Origin of the sequence: Ensifer sp. LC163 (genome assembly GCF_001695855.1) — a bacterium.
GTDB lineage: Bacteria > Pseudomonadota > Alphaproteobacteria > Rhizobiales > Rhizobiaceae > Ensifer.
In genome coordinates, this window is record NZ_MBSS01000013.1 from 103964 (window position 1) to 123500 (window position 19537).

The window sequence follows — 19537 nt, forward strand, 5'->3', positions numbered from 1 at the left end:
CCGTGATTTCTGCCAGCTGAAGTCAAACATCGACCGACGCGGCAGACGGGGCCAGTCAGGACCCAGGCTTGTAGATCTTCGCCTCAACCGCCAAGCGGCACCAATTTGGGTCCCCAATCTCTTTTTCGCACTCATTCACTTTTTGTTGTAGTTGTGCCTCAGCCTGCTCGCGTGCCGCGGCTTCCGCAGCTACTTCCTCAGCTATCTTTCGCTCGTGCTCAGATTTCGTGTAGATGTAAGCAGCTTTGACTTTACGCCCACATAACTCCTCGACCCGATTGGGCAGGGCATCGCTAATTGGGTACAGCCACCGTGGATCGTAGCCCCGATCCTGTGCAGCCAACAGAATCTTATCCGTCTCTGTAGTGCAGATGATTGCAGTATCGATGCAGCCAGCCGTTCGCAGATGTTGATAAATGGCATCCTCTTTGACTTTGTCGTAGCGGCCGGGCGAAATAGCGTCAAAACCGTCTTTTCTTTCTCCACTGGCACATGCCCGTGTCATCTTCCGAAAATCGCGATACTCGATAGCATTCTCCAGTGCGCTCGCGTCGAAGAGATTCTCGGCAAGGGCTTTCGTGTTCTCTGCTGTTCGATCTGTATTCTCCGCCGTTGCTAACGTGTTATCTGCCGTTTCAGCCGTATTCTTGGCGATAGCCTCAACGTTTTTCTCGAGGCCAAGAAGCTTTGACTGAAACTCTGCGATTAGCTGGCTCCTCTCGGCGGCTGCGCCGTTGTCTCCGCCCTGGGTGATGGACCACGTCCCCATAGCCGTGAGCATGATTCCAAAAACTGCGGTAGACTTCGCCAGGTCGCTATCCCACCCAATCCGACGGATGAGCGGCAACGTAGCGATCAGCAGCAACACGCCAATCAACAACGTCCAATAACGAAAGTTTCCAATCGGTGCTCCAAGATCACTCGCCAAGCCGATAGCACCGCTGATCAGGCCGAATTCACAGAGTTTTCCCGCACCAGACAAGGTGCTCTTGATACGATTGAGCAACACCATCTCCTTTTTTCTCGGAGATATAGGTTCGCTATTTAAGGTTCAGCAAAAGGGTAAAGTTAATGAACTGCGCGACAGCTTTCATGGCTTTCGCAGAGTCGCCGATATTAGGTCGATGTCTGTGAGTGCTGGCTGGAGTAATGGCAATTCGACGTTTGCCTTTGCACGACCTCTACCGCGATGTGGAGAATTTACCTGCCGGCTCAAACGATGCTCACAGTGTTACAACAGCACAGTGATCGGTTCGGCTGGAGAAGTGTCCAATTGCATGACGTTATAGCTATCGTTGTGGGTGTCTGTGAAATCCGTGAACATCGCTCCAGTAGAGGTGCGACCGGGAGAACGGTCTCGCCTCCTCAGGAGGAAGTCCACAAACTGCGCCGATTTTTGCCAGACCTTTCTTCTAATCGCAGGCTCAGCATAGTCGAACCCGAGCACACTCTTTGGAATAATGGTTCCCAGCGGCGAAGTCTGCCTAAGCCAGACGGCGTTGTCGTGATAGCTCACCAGGATCCGCCAGATTTGCTCATTGGGGAGGGTTAGAAAATCCCGCCAAAGCGTCAGAGAACGCGCATGGCTATGTCTAAGTTGTTCGCTGATCATGTGCCGCGCCGCGAACAGATAGGAAGGATCAGAGCGCAACACCCGAACAAAGAGGCGGTGCATCAGGAGCCGCGTCATTTCGTTTATCCTATCGGTGCGGGAGATGATGTCGCCGGCCATGTTCCTTTTCCTAAACAATGCCAATGTTTTGGTGAGTCCAAAAAAAACTATCCGCAAGGTCCACGAAATTTAAGGGTTCCGAAACGCCTGCGCCAGCTACTTCCATCACATGCGAGGACAAGGGAAGGCTGATAAATCAATGATTTCAAGGAGGAAAATGGCGCACCCGACAGGATTCGAACCTGTGACCTTTGGAATCGGAATCCAACACTCTATCCAGCTGAGCTACGGGTGCATCCGTTTGCAGCGAGGCCGCCGAAGCGGGCTGTGAGCGGTTCATAGCTTAGCTTGCGCGTCGCTTCAATGGTGAAATGACGGAGTTTGCAGGGGAATTTGCGAAGGGCTGCAAATTGATAGTCACGCCAGCCGGCGGCTGGGCCCCTGAAATATGTCTGAGGAGGCCTCGGGCGGGAGGACTTGAGGCTTGCCATGCGTGCCGCGCATGGGGGGCGGGCACGGCGATCGCTTGGAATTCGCGTCTGCCAAGGCGAGGCCTTGCGCCAAGGCCCTGAAACGCATGGCCCGGCGATTGCCGGGCCATGCTTTGTCGTTGATTATGCGGTCTGCATGGCGCCGGGGCCGGGGATCGCCTTGGGCGGGACCTTGCCCATGATGATCATGCCGAGCACTTCATCCTTGGTCACGTCCTCGGTGCGGGCCTGGCCGACGACCTGGCCGTTCTTCATCACCGAGACACGGTCGGCGAGGTCGAAGACGTCGTGGATGTCGTGGCTGATCAGGAAGATGCCGATGCCTTCGCGCTTCAGCTGCTTGATCAACTCGCCGACCTGGGCGGTTTCCTGGGGCCCGAGGGCTGCCGTCGGTTCGTCCATGATCAGGATGCGGGCGTCGAACAGGATGGCGCGGGCGATTGCCACCGATTGCCGCTGACCGCCCGAAAGCGCCTTCACCGGTTCCTTGAAACGCTGGAAGTTGGGGTTGAGGCGCCCCATCACTTCGCGGGCCTTGGCCTCCATCGCCACATCGTCGAGCGTGCCCCAGGGGGTGCGCAGCTCGCGGCCGAGATAGAGGTTGGCGGCGGCATCGACGTTATCGGCGACGGCCAGCGTCTGGTAGATCGTCTCGATGCCGTATTTCTTGGCGTCGCGCGGATTGCTGATGTCGGCGGCTTCGCCATTGATCAGAATCTCGCCGGCGTCGCGTTTGTAGGCGCCCGACAGGATCTTGATCAGCGTCGACTTGCCGGCGCCGTTATGGCCGAGAAGCGCCACCACCTCGCCGGGATAGAGGTCGACGGAGGCGTTGTCGACCGCATGGATGCCGCCGAAGGAGATGGAAATGTTCTTCATTTCCACGAGCGGAGTGCGTTGGTCTTTCATTGGTCGGACTCCTTCTTACTTGGCACGGGCGCGGTAGATGGTGTCGAGCCATACGGCCACGACCAGAACCACGCCGACGACGATGCGCTGGAACGGCGAGTCTATCCCCAGCAGCACCATGCCCGACTGCAGCGATTGCATGACGAGTGCACCGATCATCGCGCCGGCGATCGTGCCGACACCGCCGGCAAGCGACGTGCCGCCGATGACCGCGGCCGCGATCGTGTAGAGCTCGTCGAGCTCGCCCTGCGCATTGGTCGCGGCATTGAGGCGGGCCGTCGAGATCGCCGCAGCGATGGCGCAGAGTACGCCCATCAGCATGAAGATCTTGACGGTGACCCAGCGGGTCTTGATGCCGGCGAGTTCAGCGGCCTCCGGGTTGCCGCCAAGCGCAAAGACGTAGCGGCCGAAGCGTAGGCGGGTGGCGATGAAGGTCATGACGATGCCGACGGCGATGGCGACCAGCACGGGAATGGCGATGCCGTGCGAAATCAACAGGCCGCCGTCCGGCCAGGCGATGCCGTTGGCGTCGGCGTATTTGCGGGCGATGTTGACCGGCCAGTAATAGCGGTTGGCGATCGAGATCGCGCCCATCACCAGGATGCAGCCAAGGATACCGAGGAAATACTCGGCCCAGACCGGCCGCAGCGGAAAGCCGAAACGCTTGCGCTGCTTGCGCGAGTTGAGGATGGCCCCGACGATGGCGATACAGGCGATGATGCCGACGATCCAGCTGGCCGTCGCTCCGATCGACCCCTCGGTGCCGCCGCCCATCAGGCGGAAGGTGGCGTTCATCGGTGCCACGGTCTGTCCGCTGGTGACGAACCATGTGGCGCCCCGCCAGACGAGCAGGCCGCCGAGTGTGACGATGAAGGCCGGCACGTTGAGGAAGGCGATGATCGAGCCCTGGAGTGCGCCGATCGCTGCGCCGACGGCAATGCCGCAGGCAAGCGTGATGATCCAGATGGCGGGATGCTCGAGCCCGAGATATTGCGGCAGGACCTTGACCTGCATGACCCCCATGATCATGCCGCAGAAGCCAAGCACGGAGCCGACCGACAGGTCGATGTTGCGGGTGACGATGATCAGCACCATGCCGGTCGCCATCACGGCGACGGAAGAAGTCTGAACCGTCAGGTTCCAAAGGTTGCGCGGCGTCAGGAACAGGCCGCCGGTCATGATCTCGAAGCCGAGCCAGATGATGGCCAGCGCGCCGACCATGCCGAGCAAGCGGGTGTCGATCTCGGTGGCGCGGAAAAAGCGCTTCACCGGGTTCTCGTCCGCGTTGCGGGCTCGGTTGGCCTGGGTGCTCTGTGTCTGGTTGCCCTGTGTGATGTCGGCCATGGACGTGCCTTCCCCCCACTTTCTGTTGATGTCACCGCGTCCGCCGGCGCGAAACCGCCGGAATGGGACGCGACAAGTCTGATGATGAAGACAGCAGTCGAGCGCTTCTCTCGTTCGTGCCAATGCGTGCCGAAGGCTTACAGCGCCGCGTGTCAAATTTGACGCGCTAAGGACGCTGTAAAACTTCAAGCCTGCTGCGTGACCTTCTCCTTAAATCGGTTCCGATTTAAGGGATTATGCAGCAGGCATTGTCCGCCCCCGTCACACCTTGCGCAAGCGCCGCAACGGATGCGTTGCGGCGCTTGTCGAAGGTTAGAGCTCAACCCTGTCCGGGCGGCTTACTTGCACGCAGCGACGTCGCCGTTGACGCCCTGGCAAGCTTCGTCCTTGGAGATCCAGCCGGCGTCGATGACGACGTTCAGGTTGTCCTTGGTGATCGGAAGCGGTGCGAGGAAGACCGACTGCATGGCGACGCCCTTGGGGCCGCCATTGAAGGCCATCACGCCGGCGATTTCTTCCATCTTCTTGCCGCCGGCAAGTTCGGCGGCGATTTCGGCCGCACGCTTGCCGAGTTCACGCGAGTCCTTCCAGACCGAAACGGTCTGGGTGCCGAGTGCTACGCGGTTGAGGGCTGCCTTGTCGGCGTCCTGGCCGGAAACCGGAACAGAACCGGCCAGCCCCTGGGCGTCGAGGGCTGCGACCGCGCCACCGGCGGTGCCGTCGTTGGAGGCGACGACCGCGTCGACCTTGTTGTCGTTGGCGGTCAGGAACTGCTCCATGTTCTTCTGGGCATTTTCCGGCTTCCAGCCGTCGGTGTAGGCTTCCCCGACATTCTTGATCTTGCCGGCGTCGACGGCTTCCTTCAGCACTTCCATCTGTCCGGAGAAGAGGAAGTCGGCGTTCGGGTCGGCAGACGAGCCCTTGATGAAGACATAGTTGCCTTCCGGCTTGACCTTGAACACTTCGCGAGCCTGCATGCGGCCCACTTCCTTGTTGTCGAAGGTGATGTAGAAGGCGGCCGGATTTTCGATCAGGCGGTCGTAGCCGACGACAGGAATACCTTCGGCGGCGGCCTTTTCGATGGCCGGGGCGATGGCGTCGCTGTCCTGGGCAAGCACGATCAGAGCGTTGGCGCCCTGGGCGATCAGTGCCTCGATGTCGGTCAGCTGCTTGGCAGCGGAAGACTGGGCGTCTGCGGAAATGTATTTGTCGCCGGATGCCTCAAGTGCTGCCTTGATGGCGGCTTCGTCGGTTTTCCAACGCTCTTCCTGGAAGTTGGACCAGGAAACGCCGACCACCAGGTCCTTAGCGATGGCGGCGGAATGCATCGACGCGATGATGGCAGCCCCTGCCATCAGCTTCAAAACGGATTTCATTTCATCCTCCCGAGTGGCGGCCGGCTGAGCGTGCGAACCTCCCGCACCATCCTCGACCAGCCTTGCAACGCTGTCGAAATGCCACCGTAACATCGTCCGGTTTTATTTTCTCGACAGTCGAGAAAATGAATGTCAGAGAATCCGGGGGCTGTCAACACGGCCAAATCGGCAGCGTTCGACACCGCGACACATCCTTTTCCCGTGTTTTCAATCGGGTTTCACGAGAGCGTCGGCGATCCTTGTCACGGTTGGGTGGGGGATTGTTATGTCATTTCAACGGTCACGGTCACCAAACCTGTGTCGGGCGCCGGATGCTTTGCCTGCTGCGTCAACGGATCTTGACCGGCTGCCGTGCCGTTCACCCCTGGTCACCACCTTCCCGGCCGACGCCGAGCAGGGGCATCGCCGTTCCACGGCGCCCGAAATGGCCTGTGGATTATTTCTCGACAGTCGAGAAAATCAGTGGCAGAGATTGGCAAGGCTGTCGACAAGGCCGTCCGCGCCTTGCCTCGCCGTTCAACAGATGCTTTGGGAGGGCATGTGTTCGAAGGATCCGCCACCGGCAAGGACGTATGATGCTGACCAAGTCCAGCACTGAGCTCGTGCGTCAGCAGAACAGCACTCTGGTTCTTGCCGCGCTGAGGCGCGCCCGAAATCTCTCCCATACCGAAATTTCTGCCGCCACCGGGCTGGCGTCGGCGACGGTTTCGGCGATCACCGCCGAGCTCGAGCGGGCAGGCGTGATCGCCAAGGCGGAGCAGCATGTGCAGGGCGGGCGGGGTCGCCCGCGCGTGCTGTTCACGCCGCGCCGCGACTGCGGCTATGTCATCGTCGCGCGCATCTCGTCGGATGTCGTGCAATATTCGCTGACAGACTATGGCGGCACGCTGCTCGACCGCTTCGAGGAGAGCCGCAATCACGACCAGCGCGGCACTGCCGCCTTCGCGCAAACATTTGTCGATGCGCTGGAGCGCTTGCTGCAACGCTCGCGCCTGACGCGCGATCGGGTGCTTGCCGTCTCCATCAGCAGCAAAGGGCTGGTCGACGCGGATACCGGCGCGGCACGGCTGCTCTGGTCTCCCGTCTTCGGCAGCGAGCAACTCGACTTTGCCGCGCTGCTTGCGCCGGGCTGGCGGGCGAAGGTGATGCTCAACAACGAGACGCTGCTGGTGGCGCAGGCGCTGGCGGCCGAAGCGGAGCGCGCGCCGGAGGGCGGCTTCCGGTCGCTCGCCGCCATCTCGCTCGGCCACAGCATTGGCCTCGGGGTTGCCCGCAAGGGCAGGTTCGGCGAGATCGACGTGACGGCGCCGAATTTCGGGCACATGCTGCATGCGCCGTCGGCGGGACTGTGCCGATGCGGCGCCTATGGCTGCATCGAGGCGGCGGCCGGGTTCTACGGCATCCTGCGGGCAGCCTTCGAAGTGCCGCCCGACACGATCCCGGCCAAGTTCGTGCCGATCGCCGAGATGGACAAGATTGCAGCGAGTGCGCGCCAGGGCCATCGAATGGCCGGCTACGCCTTTCGCCAGGCCGGCCTCGCGCTCGGCAACGGTATCTCGCGCATGCTCAGTCTTTACGAGCGCATGCCGATCCATGTCACCGGTCCCGGCACACGCTACTTCGATCTGCTGCGCGGCGGGTTGGAGGAGGGCGTGTCCCAGTCGCTCCAGCTCCGGCTTCAGGGAGCGCCGGAAATATCGGTCGTGCTCGACGAGCAGCGGCTCGTTTTCGACGGACATCTGGAGCGTGCCTTGGGCGTGATCGACGGCGATATCGCGGCCGCCGGGCAGGCCTGAAAGGGCCATTGCCTCGATTGTGCGAGCTTTCAACCATTTTTGGGGTTGTGCCGAAGGCGAGCAATCATAGTAATACAATTTACAGTTATTTAGCGACTCCTTGTCAAGGTATCGTTGACGCGGGAGACGGTCATGTTTTCAGTGATTGCATGCATACGCGATGACCACGATTGGCGCCTGGTTCTGGTGGCCGCCGTGGTTTGCCTGGCCGGTTGCGTCGCGACCATGCTGTTGCTGTTGCGTGCGCAGCGAAGCGAAGGCAACCAGCGCGGCCTCTGGACCGCGGCCAGTGGTTTTGCCTGCGGTATCGGCGTCTGGTCGACCCATTTCATTGCCATGCTTGCCTATGATGGCGGGATGACGGTTTCCTACGGCGCCTGGGGAACGACGCTGTCGATCGTACTCGCGATCTCGGCGGCGTGGGTTGCTTTCACGGTCGGGCTTGGTGCGCGCTCGCATTACGCACTGGCATCAAGCGGTGTCATACTGGGCATCGGCATTGCCGCTATGCATTTTACCGGCATGCAGGCGCTCGAGATGCCGAGACACGTTGTCCACGACGCAAGGTTCACGGTTTTCGCCATCGTCGTCGGCACCTTGCTGTCGATCGCTGCGCTTCATGCGTTTCATGTGCTGCGCAATACCCGCCGGCTCGTCGTCTCGACCCTGCTGCTCGTCGTTGCCATCTGCGTCCTGCACTTCACGGCAATGAGTGGTGTCACGCTGGTGCCGGCGCCGGATATTCCGACGGCCGATGTCATCCATCCCGCCTGGCTTGCCGGCGGGGTTATTGCTGCCTCGACCATGTTGATCATCCTGGCTTTCGGCGCCTTGTTCGTCGACCGCCATCTGACCGATCTGCGTGGACTTGCCAATGCGTCACTGGAAGGCATGGCCATCGTGCACGAGGGCTGCATCATCGACGCCAACGAGCGTTTTGCGCGCCTGGCGGGGTGGAAGGTCTCCGAACTCGTCGGCAGAGATCCGGCGGAGATTTTTGCCTTCGGCACGGAGGGATTGGCGCGCCAGCGTCGAGGCGACGGCCCGGCGGAGATCGATCTGGTCAATACGGTCGGCCAGTCCGTACCCGTCGAGTTCATGTGCCGGACCATCGAATACCGCGGGCGCGAATGCGAAGTGATCTTCGTGCGCGACCTCAGCGCGCGCAAGGAGGCCGAACGCACCATCGAGCATCTGGCGCATCACGATGCGCTGACCGATCTTCCCAATCGCGGTTTTTTCGACCGTCGCCTCGCCCAGGCCATGGCGGCTGCGGCGGCGAAGAATGAGCAGCTTGCGATCCTTTGTCTTGATCTCGATCGCTTCAAGGCGGTCAACGATATCTTTGGTCATGGCGAGGGCGATCGCATCCTCATGAAGGTTGCCGACATCCTGCGCAAGGCGACCGGCGAGGGGGATACCGTCGCCCGGCTGGGTGGTGACGAATTTGCCATTCTTCAGGTGGGAGGCATACAGCCGGAGGCGGCGCGTCACTTATCGGATCGCATCCTGACGTATTTTGCCGCGGAGATGGATACGAACCGCGATCCGACGGCGGTCGGCGTCAGCATCGGTGCTGCAATCTACCCGACCGATGGCGACACCGCCGACCGGCTGCGCAACAATGCCGACACGGCCCTCTACCGCGCCAAGCAATCGGGCAAGGGGATTGCCTGCTTCTTCGATACGGAGATGGACGAGGCGGTGCGCACGCGCCGACAGATCGAAAACGACCTGCGTCACGCCGTGCTGCGCCGGCAGCTCTTCCTTGAGTATCAACCGCTCGTCGATCTGCGCGGCGACCGGATTCTGGGCTACGAGGCGCTCTTGCGCTGGATGCATCCGGAACGCGGCCTGATCAGTCCCGATGTCTTCATCCCGATCGCCGAGCAAAGCGGTTCGATCATCCAGATCGGCGAGTGGGTGCTGGAGCAGGCCTGCAGGGAGGCGGCGAAATGGAACGAGCCCTTGCCGGTTTCGGTCAATATCTCGCCGGTGCAGTTCCTGCTTCCCAATCTGTTCGACCAGATCTTCAACACCCTGCGACGCACGGGTCTCGAGCCGCGCAGGCTGGAGCTGGAGATCACCGAGGCGGCGCTCCTGCACAATCGCGAAGACGTTCTCGCCACCCTCGGACGGCTGCGAATTCATGGGGTCCGCATCGTCATGGATGATTTCGGCACCGGGCATTCCTCGCTCAGCAACCTGCAGACCTTCCCGTTCGACAAGCTGAAGATCGATTGCAGCTTCACCGCCGTGCTCGACAAGGACCCTTCAGCGCACGCGATCGTGCGGGCGATCATCGCGCTCGGCAACAGCCTCAACCTGCCTGTCGTGACCGAGGGCGTGGAAACGGAGCGACAGAAGCAGATCCTGGTCGACGAGGGCTGCTTGCAGGTCCAGGGGTTCCTCACCGGCAGGCCGGGCGTCGCGCCGAGCACGGGGCAGGAAGAGCAGGCGAGCGAATGGGCGAATGCGCCGCTGCGCGCCGACGGCTGAAGCGATAGTTCTGGAAATGCAGACGGCCGAGCGCGGTGCGCCCGGCCGTCTCTTTCGGACTCCGCCTTGCGTGTCAGCCGACGCTGACCTGACGCTTTTCCACGACCGACTTGACGGCCGCGTCGGCCAGCGCCAGTGCTGCCAGGCCATCCTTGCCCGACGGGGTGATTTCCGCGCCCTTTTCGATCGCGGCGATGAAGCTTTCGATCTCGTTGGCATAGGCTTCGGTATAGCGGGTCATGAAGAAATCGTGCAGCGGCGGGCGGGTATAGCCTTCGCCATTGGCGATCTCGATCGACACCGGGCGCTGGTTTTCGGCCGAGACGACACCCTTGGAGCCGTGCACCTCGATGCGCTGGTCGTAGCCATAGGTGGCGCGGCGCGAATTGGAGATGATCGCCTGCTTGCCGGACGCGGTCTGGAGGATGACGGAAACGCTGTCGTAGTCGCCGGCTTCACCGATTGCCTTGTCGACCAGAACGGCGGCGGTCGCGGTGACCGATACCGGCTCTTCGCCGAGCAGGAAGCGCGCCATGTCGAAGTCATGGATCGTCATGTCACGGAAGATGCCGCCCGAACGCTTGATGTAATCGACCGGCGGCGCGCCAGGATCGCGCGAGGTGATCGTCACCATTTCGACGTCGCCGATCTTGCCGGCGTCGATGGCCTTGCGAACGGCCATGAAATGCGGATCGAAGCGGCGGTTGAAGCCGACCATCAGCTTGCCCTTGGTCTCGGCCACCACCTTCATGCAGGCCCTGACGCGATCGACATCGAGATCGATGGGTTTCTCGCAGAAGATCGCCTTGCCGGCGCGGGCGAAACGCTCAATCAGGTCGGCATGGGTGTCGGTCGGCGTGCAGACGACGACCGCGTCGATATCGGCCGAATTTTCGATCGCCTCGATGCTGCGGACCTCGCAGCCATAGGCCTTGGCGATGGCATCGGCGGCGGCCGGAAAGGCATCGGCCACGGCGACGAGCACGGCATCGGGATTGCCGCTGACGGCCTTTGCATGAACCTTGCCGATACGTCCGGCGCCCAGAAGACCAAATCTCACTGTCATCTCTGTCTCTCTCGAAATCCGGCCCTCGACCGGGAAGGTGCGCGATGATCGGCGCTCATCGCGCAAAGGCGCCGCGGAAGGGCAATTCCGCGAATCGGTTGGAAGATGGTTGTCGGCCATGTGTCGCGGACGCCGCGCGCTTTCCTCTCCCTCGCTCGACCTTCTCGACCGCGCGGCGCCGAGCGCCGTTTGTTCGGAATGAAATGGCCGATGAAATCATTTTCGGAATTTTTATTCTATTTTTGCAGCGCTCGTCAAGTGTGCGGCGCGGTCGCGGGCTTGCGGCGGCAGGTGGATTTCCCCTACAAGAAATCCTTTGCCGATCACGAGTGCAAGACAGCCAGAGGACAAGATGATCAAACTCATCGACCCGGACCACGCCTTTTACCGTCCCCTGTGGCGCCGGCTCCTGATCTTCTTCGTCTGTGCCGGCTGGGCGGTGCTCGAATTCTATCACGACCAGCCGTTCTTCAGCATCATCGCTCTGGCGATCGCCGCCTATGTCGGCTCTTCGCTGCTGCTTTTCTACAAGTCGACCGACAAGGCCGCAGGCGGCGAGAGTGCGGCGTCAAAAGACGAAGCGCCCAAACCTGACAACGACGCGTGAGCTAGGTCCTGACCTAGGCTGCCTGCAACTGGCGCGACGCTTCGTCGATGAGCATGTTGGCGAGTTTCATCCGTACCGTCGCATTGGTGCGGTAGTCCTGCGGCAGGCGGTCCGGATGATTGGTGGCGGCGAAGCTTCGTCGCTTGGCAGCGAGCGTCGCGAGCGTCTCCCTTTCGCCAAGGGCGAGTTCTTCTGCGACTTCGGCAAGGCTGATGCGATTGAGAAACTCCGGCATCGGCTCTACCGGCGGAGGCTCGACGAAAGACGCATCGAAATAGGCGCGCTCGACGGCGCTGCGTGCAGCCGACGCGCGATCGGCGCCGCCGGCGACGAACGCGAACGAAGACGCGCGTGACGCCGCGGAAATCTCCGTCGCCGCGGTCTCTTCTTCAGCTTCTTCCGTCTTCAGCCGCTCGAGCACGGACTGAAACACCGACATTCCAAACATGGAGCCTCCGCTATCCCGGCACAAAATGCCGGATGGAGATTATCCCAGGCTGATCAACCAACGTTGATCATGCCGGGCTGATCAGTTCGCCTGATCATGCCGGGCTGATCAGTTCGCCTGATCATGCCGGGCTGATCAGGGGGCCTGATTGATCATGCTCGCCCCTGCTTGAGAATGAGATCGTAGAGCAGCTTGGCGCTCGGCGGCAGCGCGCGCCCCTCGGCGGTGATCAATCCGTAGGGTTTGATGCGGATCGGGACCTCGGTCTTCAGGATACGGATTTCGCCGGCCGGCGTGCCGTTGTCGGCGATCAGGTTGGCGACATCGAGCGCCACCGGCGCAATTGCGTTGGTGTTGCGTACGATCGACAGCGTCAGGATGATCGACGAGGTGTTGATCACAGTCGCCGGCAGGCGCACGCCGGCGGACATGAAGCTGTCTTCGACCGCGCGCCGAAGCAGCGTTCCCGGCGGCTGGAACACCCAGTCGTAGGCGGGGAGATCTTCGGCGCCGGCGATGGGCTTATCGAGCAGGGGATGGCCGTCGCGCACGATCAGGCAGACCTCCTCGTAGCCGATCTCGACCATGTTGAAGAGCCGCGGGCTGAGATCGTCCGGAATGCGGCCGACGACGAAGTCATGGCGGGCGGCGAGCAGCTCGCGCGTCAGCACATTGCTGTTTTCAATCTGGATGTTGATCTCGATGCCGGGATAGGCGGTAATGACCTGGCGGATCGCCGGAACGGCGAGATTGAGCGCCGGCCCGGTCACAGAGCCGATCGACACCGAGCCGCCGCTGCCGGTCTTCAATTCGCTGATCTCGCGCGATGCTTCCCGCAGTTCCAGAAAGATCGTGCGCGCGCGCCGCGCCAGCGCCTGGCCGTAGCGCGTCAGCTCCACGCCGCGCGCGACTCGCTCGCAGATCGGCGCCTTCAGGATCGTCTCGATCTCGGCCAGCATGCGCGATGCGGCGGGCTGGGAGATCCCGAGCGTCTCGGCAGCAGCGCTGATACGACGATGATCATCGATCGCAAGGATCAGCCTGAGGTGATTGATCTTCAGGCCTGAACGAAAGAGCCCGGTGTCGAATTGTTCGCCGGCAACCCCTGTCGTGCCGGGCTTTCCATCCTTCATCATCGCAGAAATCCGGTTTTCAGAATGTTTCAAAAATCACACTGTTGCCTGCTATTATATCAATAATGGTATGGTGGCAAAGCGATATTGTATTTGACAGTTATGGCTTTTGATTCCAGTTTTTCCCCATGTGCCAGTGCATGTGGGAGCATGCGGGCGGGGAGGACTTTCCTTCACCTGGATCCACCGCCGGAGACGCGATCTCCGGGTCGGTGGATCGCTGCGCATAGCACGGGGAGGCTGCGGGCCTGCCGGCTTCAACACTTTTGGGAGAGACCTGATGAAATTGATTACTTCGCTTCTCGCAGCGGCCGCGATCTCTGTCGCGTCGTTTGCTGCGCCGGCCTTCGCACAGGACAAAGGCACGGTCGGCATTTCCATGCCGACGAAGACCTCGACCCGTTGGATCTCCGATGGCGAGACCATGGAGAAGCTATTCAAGGAAGCCGGTTACACGCCGGACCTGCAGTTTGCCGACGATGATATTCCAAACCAGCTCGCCCAGATCGAAAACATGGTGACCAAGGGTGCCAAGGTTCTCGTCATCGGCGCCATCGACGGCACGACGCTGTCCGACATCCTGCAGAAAGCCCACGACGCCGGCGTCAAGGTCATCGCCTATGACCGCCTGATCCGCGATAGCGGCAATGTCGACTACTACGCCACCTTCGACAACTTCCAGGTCGGCGTGCAGCAGGCAACCTCGCTGGTACAGGGCCTGAAGCTCGACGGCGCGACCGAGGCAAAGAACATCGAACTCTTCGGTGGTTCGCCGGATGATAACAACGCCTTCTTCTTCTACGATGGCGCGATGTCGGTCCTGCAGCCGCTGATCGACAGCAACAAGATCGTCGTCAAGTCCGGCCAGAAGGGCATGGACCAGGTCGGCACGCTGCGCTGGGACGGTGCCGTCGCGCAGGCCCGCATGGAAAACCTGCTGTCCTCCAACTACACCGACGCCAAGGTCGATGGCGTTCTGTCGCCCTATGATGGCCTGTCCATCGGTATCATCTCGGCGCTGAAGGGTGTCGGCTACGGCTCCGGCGACATGGCGATGCCTGCCGTCACCGGCCAGGACGCCGAACTGCCTTCGGTCAAGTCGATCCTTGCCGGCGAACAGTATTCGTCGATCTTCAAGGACACGCGCGAACTCGCCAAGGTCACCGTCGGCATGGTCAACGCGATCATGGAAGGCAAGGAGCCTGAAGTGAACGACACCAAGACCTACGACAACGGCGTCAAGGTCGTTCCGTCCTTCCTCCTGAAGCCGGTTGCCGTCGACAAGTCCAACATCAAGGACGTGATGGTCTCTTCCGGTTACTACACCGAAGATCAGATCAACAACTGATCCGGGTAGCACATCGAGGGCCCGCGATCCTTCGCGGGCCCTTTTATCCGGGTGAGGGAGCCTGTACTCTCTCGCCGACTGCCGCTGGAATGACTGAACATGGACAATATCATTCTCGAAATGCGTGGCATCACCAAGACGTTTCCGGGCGTCAAGGCGCTGGACAATGTCAGCTTCAAGGTTCGCGAAGGTGAGATCCACGCGCTGGTTGGTGAAAACGGCGCCGGAAAATCGACGCTGATGAAGGTACTGAGCGGTGTCTATCCCGCTGGTACCTATGAGGGTGAGATCCATTATGACGGCGAGGCCCGCCGCTTTTCGACGATTTCCGACAGCGAAGATCTTGGCATCATCATCATCCACCAGGAACTGGCGCTGGTTCCGCTGTTGTCGATCGCCGAAAACATCTTCCTCGGCAACGAGATCGCCACCAATGGCGTGATCCATTGGCCGCAAACCTTTGCCCGCACGCAGGAACTTTTGAAGAAGGTGGGCCTGAGCGAGCCTCCGGCGACGCTGATCACCGACATCGGCGTCGGCAAGCAGCAACTGGTCGAGATCGCCAAGGCGCTGTCGAAGAAAGTGCGGCTGCTGATCCTCGACGAGCCGACCGCCTCGCTCAACGAAAACGATTCCGATGCGCTGCTGAAGCTCTTGATGGAGTTTCGCACGCAGGGCATGACCTCGATCATCATCTCGCACAAGCTGAACGAGATCCGCAAGGTCGCCGACCAGATCACCATCCTGCGCGATGGCGGCACCGTTGAAACGCTCGACTGTCAGACCGAAGATGTCGGCGAAGACCGGATCATCAAGGGCATGGTCGGCCGCGCCATGGAAGACCGCTATCCGCCGCGCGAGCCCAAGATCGGCGAGACGCTGCTGGAGGTGAAGAACTGGAACGTCTTCCACCAGCATCACCGCGACCGGCAGTTCCTGCACGACGTCAATTTCACGGTGCGCGCCGGCGAAGTCGTCGGCATCGCCGGCCTGATGGGGGCGGGGCGAACCGAAACGGCGATGAGCATCTTCGGCAAGTCCTGGGGCCACAAGATCACCGGCGACGTTCTGATGCGCGGCAAGTCGGTCGATGTCAGCACCATCCCGCGCGCCATCGATGCCGGCCTTGCCTATGTCACCGAGGACCGCAAGCAGTTGGGTCTCGTGCTGATCAACAACATCAAGGAGAACACGACGCTCTCCAACCTGAAGGCGGTGGCGTCAAACGGCGTCATCGACGATCGCAGGGAGGTCAAGGTCGCCTCCGACTATCGTTCGAAGCTGCGCATCCGCTCGCACTCGATCTATCAGGAAACGGTCAATCTTTCCGGCGGCAACCAGCAGAAGGTGGTGCTGTCGAAGTGGCTGTTCACCAATCCGGAAGTCCTCATTCTCGACGAGCCGACACGCGGTATCGACATCGGCGCGAAGTATGAGATCTACACCATCATCAACCAGCTTGCAGCCGAGGGCAAAGGCATCCTGATGATTTCATCGGAAATGCCGGAACTGCTTGGAACCTGCGACCGCATCTACGTCATGAATGAGGGCCGCATCGTCGCCGAGCTTTCGAAGGCGGAGGCGAGCCAGGAATCCATCATGCGTGCCATCATGCGCTCAGGGGAGAAACACTAATGGTCGCCGATACGAGCACCCAACCGAACAAACCCTCGATCGGGGACTATCTCAAGAACAACATCCGCGAATACGGCCTGCTGGTCGCGCTCGTGGTCATCATGCTGTTCTTCCAGTTCGTCACCAATGGCGTGCTGTTCCGCCCGGTCAACATCACCAACCTGGTGCTGCAGAACTCGTTCATCGTCATCATGGCGCTGGGCATGCTCTTGATCATCGTCGCCGGCCACATCGACCTTTCGGTCGGCTCCATCGTTGCCTTCATCGGGGCGATATCGGCGATCATGCTGGTGAAATGGGGCCTGCCGGCCATCGTCGTCATCCCCGCCTGCCTGATCGTCGGCGGCATCATGGGGGCGGCGCAGGGTTACTGGGTCGCCTATCAGAAGATCCCGTCGTTCATCGTGACGCTGGCCGGCATGCTTGTGTTTCGCGGGTTGACGTATGTCGTGCTTGGCGGTCGGCCGATCGGTCCGTTCCCGAAGGAATTCCAGCTGCTTTCGACCGGTTTCGTTCCCGACTTCCTGTCGCTTTCCGATCCGGCGACGAGCCTGATCAAGAACTATGTTGCGCTGTTCGCCGTGTTGGCTCTGGTCGCCTATGCGATCTATGCCGGTTTCCGCAATCGCCGGATCAACGAGCAGCATGGTACGGAAAACGAGCCCTTCATCTTCTTTGCGATCCAGATGGCTGTCATCGCCGTCGTTGCGCTGTTCATCGGTTTCCAGCTTTCGACCTATCGCGGTCTGCCGAACGTGCTGATCGCCATGGCGGTGCTGATTGCGCTCTACACCTTCATCACCACGCGCTCGACGATCGGCCGCCGCATCTATGCGATGGGTGGCAACGTCAAGGCGGCGAAACTCTCGGGCATCAACACCGAGCGGCTGACGTTCTACACCTTCATCAACATGGGCGTACTCGCAGCGCTTGCCGGCATGATCATCACCGCGCGGCTTAATTCGGCGACGCCGAAGGCCGGTGTCGGCTTCGAGCTTGATGTCATTGCGGCCTGTTTCATCGGCGGTGCATCTGCATCCGGTGGCGTCGGCAAGATTACCGGCGCGGTGATCGGCGCCTTCATCATGGGCGTGATGAACAACGGCATGTCGATCATGGGTATCGGCATCGACTACCAGCAGCTGATCAAGGGTCTGGTGCTGCTCGCTGCCGTGTTCTTCGACGTCTACAACAAGAACAAGGGCTGACAAGAGACCGAACAGCCCGGATCGAACCAGTAATATTGAGCAGGCGGCTTCGGCTGCCAGGGGTGACAGCCGAAGCTGTCGGGATTGGGCGGCGCGAGCCACCCGAGGGGCGGCGTTTTGCCTGAGATCAGGCGAGTGCAACGGCCCCGAACGATGCAAGGCCAGAGCGATGCAAGGAAGGACAGGATCGTGCTGATTTCTCAGATCAGGAACGAAGACGGATCGACAACGGTCGCGGTGCGCGCGCCGGGTGAAGCGGCCCGTGCGGTCAACGGCGCGATGAGCGTCTATGCGCTGGCGCTGGAAGCGGCCAATGCCGGGCGCAGCCTCAGGGACACGATCGAGGCCAAGGGTCTTGGTGCGGCGGTCGATCTCGAAAAGGCCTATGCCGAAGGCCGTCTCCTGCCGCCGATCACCCATCCCGATCCGGCGCACCTGCATCTGACCGGAACCGGGCTGACGCATCTGGGCTCTGCCGCAACCCGCGACGCCATGCACAAGAAGACCACCGAGGCGGCAGAGGAGACGCTGACCGACTCGATGAGGATGTTCCGCATGGGGCTCGAAGGCGGCAAACCGCAGCCAGGTGAAACCGGCGTGCAGCCGGAATGGTTCTACAAGGGCAACGGCACCTCGGCTGTGGCGCCCGGTTCGGCGCTCGTCTCTCCGGCCTTTGCCGAAGACGGCGGCGAGGAGCCGGAGATGGCCGGCATCTATGTCATTTCCGACAAGGGTGTGCCGTTCCGCATCGGCTTTGCCGTTGCCAACGAGTTTTCCGACCACAAGACCGAGCGGGTCAACTATCTCTGGCTAGCTCACTCGAAGCTGCGCCAGGCGAGCTTTGGACCGGAAATCCGTGTTGGTGCAGCGCCTGAGGACATCAGAGGCACCTCGCGCATTCTGCGTGGCGGCAAGGTCCTTTGGGAAAAGCCGTTCCTGTCGGGCGAAGCCAACATGTCGCACAGCTTTGCCAACCTCGAACACCACCACTTCAAATACGGCCTGTTTCGCCAGCCGGGCGACGTCCACGTGCACATGTTCGGCACGGCGACGCTGTCCTTCGGCGACGGCATTCGCACGGAAGCGGGAGATGTCTTCGAGATCGAGGCAGCCGAGTTCGGCCTTCCCTTGCGCAACCCGCTCGCAATCGCCGCCGACGAACCGGTCGCCGTACATCAGCTCTGATATATCTGGTATGCCAGCGGCAGGCCGCGCACAATGGCTACCAGCGAAAAGAAGATGAAGGAGGCCGAGGCCCATGACATTGCACCAGAACCTGATTGCCGGCGAGTGGGTTGGCGGTGATGGCGTTGCCAATATCAATCCGTCCGACACCAACGACGTGATCGGGGACTATGCCCGCGCCTCGGCCGAGGATGCGAAGGCGGCGATCGCCGCCGCCAAGGCGGCGTTTCCGGCCTGGTCGCGCTCCGGCATCCTCGAACGCCACGCCATCCTGCGAAAGACCGCCGACGAGATCCTGGCGCGCAAGGACGAACTCGGGCGGCTGTTGTCGCGCGAGGAAGGCAAGACGCTGGCCGAAGGCATCGGCGAGACGGTGCGCGCCGGCCAGATCTTCGACTTCTTCGCCGGCGAGACACTGCGACTGGCCGGCGAGGTCATTCCCTCGGTGCGGCCCAACATCGGCGTCGAGATCAGCCGCGAGCCGGTCGGCGTCGTCGGCATCATCACGCCGTGGAACTTTCCGATCGCCATTCCCGCCTGGAAGATCGCGCCGGCGTTGGCTTACGGCAACACCATCGTCTTCAAGCCGGCCGAACTGGTGCCCGGCTGCTCATGGGCGACCGTCGACATTCTCATGCGCGCCGGCCTGCCGAGGGGCGTGTTGAACCTGGTGATGGGCAAGGGCTCCATCGTCGGCCAGACGATGCTCGACAGCCCCGACATCCAGGCGATCACCTTTACCGGCTCGACCGGCACCGGCAAACGCGTGGCGCTGGCCTCGGTCGAGCACAATCGCAAGTACCAGCTGGAGATGGGCGGC

16 protein-coding genes and 1 tRNA gene are annotated in these 19537 nt (G+C 61.3%); 8 read left to right on the forward strand and 9 right to left on the reverse strand.

Annotated elements, in window-relative coordinates:
• Positions 1-55 precede the first annotated feature (55 nt).
• The 6 genes from BC360_RS14455 to xylF form a co-directional block, all read right to left on the reverse strand.
• Positions 56-1006: a hypothetical protein gene (locus BC360_RS14455; RefSeq protein ID WP_139110039.1), complete on the reverse strand. Its 951-nt coding sequence runs from the start codon at positions 1004-1006 to the stop codon at positions 56-58.
• 225 nt (positions 1007-1231) lie between these two features.
• Positions 1232-1732 (reverse strand): hypothetical protein, encoded by a 501-nt coding sequence (locus BC360_RS14460; RefSeq protein WP_065795671.1) that lies wholly within the window; start codon positions 1730-1732, stop codon positions 1232-1234.
• Between the two features lie 158 nt (positions 1733-1890).
• Positions 1891-1967 (reverse strand) — tRNA-Arg (locus tag BC360_RS14465).
• A gap of 319 nt (positions 1968-2286) precedes the next feature.
• Entirely contained in the window at positions 2287-3072 is a 786-nt protein-coding gene (locus BC360_RS14470; protein WP_053248122.1) for an ATP-binding cassette domain-containing protein, read from the reverse strand.
• Between the two features lie 15 nt (positions 3073-3087).
• Positions 3088-4416 (reverse strand): sugar ABC transporter permease, encoded by a 1329-nt coding sequence (locus tag BC360_RS14475; protein ID WP_065783063.1) that lies wholly within the window; start codon positions 4414-4416, stop codon positions 3088-3090.
• A 338-nt stretch (positions 4417-4754) separates the two neighbouring features.
• Complete coding sequence (xylF, locus tag BC360_RS14480; RefSeq protein WP_065783062.1) at positions 4755-5792, reverse strand: D-xylose ABC transporter substrate-binding protein; 1038 nt, start codon at positions 5790-5792, stop codon at positions 4755-4757.
• A gap of 575 nt (positions 5793-6367) precedes the next feature.
• Here xylF and BC360_RS14485 point away from each other — a divergent pair.
• Together BC360_RS14485 and BC360_RS14490 are read left to right on the forward strand one after the other, a co-directional pair.
• The gene (locus tag BC360_RS14485) at positions 6368-7588 is read left to right on the forward strand and encodes an ROK family transcriptional regulator (protein ID WP_065795685.1); all 1221 of its coding nucleotides are present in this window, start codon (positions 6368-6370) and stop codon (positions 7586-7588) included.
• A gap of 132 nt (positions 7589-7720) precedes the next feature.
• Positions 7721-10087, forward strand: a complete 2367-nt coding sequence (locus BC360_RS14490; RefSeq protein ID WP_065795672.1) for an EAL domain-containing protein — start codon at positions 7721-7723, stop codon at positions 10085-10087.
• Between the two features lie 73 nt (positions 10088-10160).
• On the opposite strand, the gene iolG is transcribed toward BC360_RS14490, so the two are convergent.
• The gene (gene iolG / locus BC360_RS14495) at positions 10161-11153 is read right to left on the reverse strand and encodes an inositol 2-dehydrogenase (RefSeq protein ID WP_065783140.1); all 993 of its coding nucleotides are present in this window, start codon (positions 11151-11153) and stop codon (positions 10161-10163) included.
• 352 nt (positions 11154-11505) lie between these two features.
• Between iolG and BC360_RS14500 the strand changes: the two genes are divergently transcribed.
• Positions 11506-11760: a hypothetical protein gene (locus tag BC360_RS14500; RefSeq protein ID WP_065795673.1), complete on the forward strand. Its 255-nt coding sequence runs from the start codon at positions 11506-11508 to the stop codon at positions 11758-11760.
• Positions 11761-11773: 13 nt separating this feature from the next.
• Here BC360_RS14500 and BC360_RS14505 read toward each other — a convergent pair whose 3' ends face one another.
• Entirely contained in the window at positions 11774-12208 is a 435-nt protein-coding gene (locus tag BC360_RS14505) for a hypothetical protein (RefSeq protein ID WP_065795674.1), read from the reverse strand.
• Between the two features lie 152 nt (positions 12209-12360).
• On the reverse strand, positions 12361-13344 hold the full coding sequence (locus tag BC360_RS14510; RefSeq protein WP_065795675.1) for a LysR family transcriptional regulator: 984 nt from the start codon (positions 13342-13344) through the stop codon (positions 12361-12363).
• A gap of 277 nt (positions 13345-13621) precedes the next feature.
• On the opposite strand from BC360_RS14510, the gene chvE reads away from it, so the two are divergent.
• The 5 genes from chvE to BC360_RS14535 form a co-directional block, all read left to right on the forward strand.
• On the forward strand, positions 13622-14689 hold the full coding sequence (gene chvE, locus BC360_RS14515; protein WP_065795676.1) for a multiple monosaccharide ABC transporter substrate-binding protein: 1068 nt from the start codon (positions 13622-13624) through the stop codon (positions 14687-14689).
• Positions 14690-14788: 99 nt separating this feature from the next.
• Complete coding sequence (gene mmsA, locus BC360_RS14520; RefSeq protein ID WP_065795677.1) at positions 14789-16324, forward strand: multiple monosaccharide ABC transporter ATP-binding protein; 1536 nt, start codon at positions 14789-14791, stop codon at positions 16322-16324.
• A complete protein-coding gene (mmsB, locus tag BC360_RS14525) occupies positions 16324-17532 on the forward strand; it encodes a multiple monosaccharide ABC transporter permease (protein ID WP_065795678.1) in 1209 nt (402 codons plus the stop codon). The genes mmsA and mmsB overlap by 1 nt, the downstream gene beginning before the upstream one ends.
• Before the next feature lie 189 nt (positions 17533-17721).
• Positions 17722-18717: an AraD1 family protein gene (araD1, locus tag BC360_RS14530; protein ID WP_065795686.1), complete on the forward strand. Its 996-nt coding sequence runs from the start codon at positions 17722-17724 to the stop codon at positions 18715-18717.
• A 73-nt stretch (positions 18718-18790) separates the two neighbouring features.
• The coding region (locus tag BC360_RS14535; RefSeq protein WP_139110040.1) for an aldehyde dehydrogenase family protein at positions 18791-19537 on the forward strand (747 nt) is incomplete at its 3' end.

Bases quoted from the DNA above. Each gene is read 5' to 3' on its own strand.
- BC360_RS14510 (WP_065795675.1), bottom strand. From the start codon at position 13,344: ATGATGAAGGATGGAAAGCCCGGCACGACAGGGGTTGCCGGCGAACAA.
- chvE (WP_065795676.1), top strand. From the start codon at position 13,622: ATGAAATTGATTACTTCGCTTCTCGCAGCGGCCGCGATCTCTGTCGCG.
- xylF (WP_065783062.1), bottom strand. From the start codon at position 5,792: ATGAAATCCGTTTTGAAGCTGATGGCAGGGGCTGCCATCATCGCGTCG.
- BC360_RS14475 (WP_065783063.1), bottom strand. From the start codon at position 4,416: ATGGCCGACATCACACAGGGCAACCAGACACAGAGCACCCAGGCCAAC.
- BC360_RS14485 (WP_065795685.1), top strand. From the start codon at position 6,368: ATGCTGACCAAGTCCAGCACTGAGCTCGTGCGTCAGCAGAACAGCACT.
- BC360_RS14505 (WP_065795674.1), bottom strand. From the start codon at position 12,208: ATGTTTGGAATGTCGGTGTTTCAGTCCGTGCTCGAGCGGCTGAAGACG.
- BC360_RS14460 (WP_065795671.1), bottom strand. From the start codon at position 1,732: ATGGCCGGCGACATCATCTCCCGCACCGATAGGATAAACGAAATGACG.
- BC360_RS14470 (WP_053248122.1), bottom strand. From the start codon at position 3,072: ATGAAAGACCAACGCACTCCGCTCGTGGAAATGAAGAACATTTCCATC.
- mmsB (WP_065795678.1), top strand. From the start codon at position 16,324: ATGGTCGCCGATACGAGCACCCAACCGAACAAACCCTCGATCGGGGAC.
- BC360_RS14500 (WP_065795673.1), top strand. From the start codon at position 11,506: ATGATCAAACTCATCGACCCGGACCACGCCTTTTACCGTCCCCTGTGG.
- mmsA (WP_065795677.1), top strand. From the start codon at position 14,789: ATGGACAATATCATTCTCGAAATGCGTGGCATCACCAAGACGTTTCCG.
- iolG (WP_065783140.1), bottom strand. From the start codon at position 11,153: ATGACAGTGAGATTTGGTCTTCTGGGCGCCGGACGTATCGGCAAGGTT.
- BC360_RS14490 (WP_065795672.1), top strand. From the start codon at position 7,721: ATGTTTTCAGTGATTGCATGCATACGCGATGACCACGATTGGCGCCTG.